Annotated in this window: 3 protein-coding genes; all 3 read right to left on the reverse strand. The window is 45.7% G+C overall.

Annotation, left to right across the window (positions count from 1 at the left end):
* Positions 1-416: lysozyme family protein (locus NE665_RS23735; protein WP_256302683.1), on the reverse strand; the 416-nt coding region annotated here is incomplete at its 3' end.
* On the reverse strand, positions 413-691 hold the full coding sequence (locus NE665_RS23740) for a helix-turn-helix transcriptional regulator (protein ID WP_216881424.1): 279 nt from the start codon (positions 689-691) through the stop codon (positions 413-415). The genes NE665_RS23735 and NE665_RS23740, both read right to left, overlap by 4 nt.
* Before the next feature lie 39 nt (positions 692-730).
* Positions 731-1,171 (reverse strand): hypothetical protein (locus NE665_RS23745; RefSeq protein WP_256302684.1); only part of this gene is annotated, 441 nt, incomplete at its 5' end.

Below are 1,171 nucleotides of genomic sequence, written 5' to 3' on the forward strand. Positions count from 1 at the left end.
ACCTTTATCCTTTCCTTATCTTCTCCGGATTTCACTCCTGCTTTCTTCAATACGGAGCGCAGCTCCTGTATCCCGCAATCTATGGAATATTCAGGATCACGGATGCCATTGGGTACCTTTGGATATTCCTTGTTGAAAGGACCCTCTGCAGCCTGCATAGGATCCATACCTTCACCATGGGATTCCACTTCCATCACACACAGGATCAATTCGACATGATCCGCCATGTCATAGACCTCTGCTCTTTTCGTTACATAGGGACGATATCTTTCGACTGCTTCACTCAATAGGGAAGTCGAAAGATCGATATCATCTTCGCTACTGCCACCTCCGATACCGACCGCCGCAAACATCATGATTACAAGAAAGAAGGCTACTCCTATGAGCATCACCTTCTTTTCTGATCCGGAGATCATGCAGCGTCATCCTTTCGGATGCAATCTTCAAAATGTAAGATAGGTACATCCAATACCTTACACATCCGTATCAGGGTAGGAAGCTGGATACTCCTCCTGCCTTTCAATACCTCCAGGATATAAGGTAATGGTTCATCCAGCTTTCTGGCAAATTCTTCTTTCGATATCTTCTTCTTCCACAGTATGTATTTCAGATTATCGGCTAATCTTTCGTTCGTTATCCCTTTTTGTGGGCTTGGTCCTTTTCTCTTCTTTCTTTTCTTTTTGGATGTCATTCTCTCCCTCCTTCTATAAGCGTAGATAGCCGCTTCTCGTTATAAGTTCTCTACTCCCAGCAGCTCGAGGACGCGCGCAAGATCGAGATCATCCTTTATCTTGATACTGATCTGCTTGTCCGTGATCTTCACCGGAAGCTTGAGTACATCATGCATCGTATTCTGTATATCCTCGTATTTTGAAGATCGCGATTCCTTTTTCTCCTTGTTCGGATGCTCCTCCAATAGATTGAGATAGTCCTGAACGGAACGTGCACTGAATCCAGTGTCCATTGCGATCCACTCTCTTTTGAGTGTTCCGGTAGGTATGAGCCCTTCCTCTTTCGTTTGTTGGTAGTCCAGCAATGCTTCTCTTACGATCTGCAATTTCAGCTCTTTTGGTAAGGTTTCCCGGTTTGCATTCCCTCTGCGGACGAATCTGCGGATCTCACGCATCGTAAGCTCCTGCATTTTGACGATGGCCGGGATCTCTTCCCAGCG

Source organism: Clostridium sp. DFI.1.208, assembly GCF_024463855.1.
Classification (GTDB): Bacteria; Bacillota_I; Bacilli_A; order Erysipelotrichales; family Erysipelotrichaceae; genus Clostridium_AQ.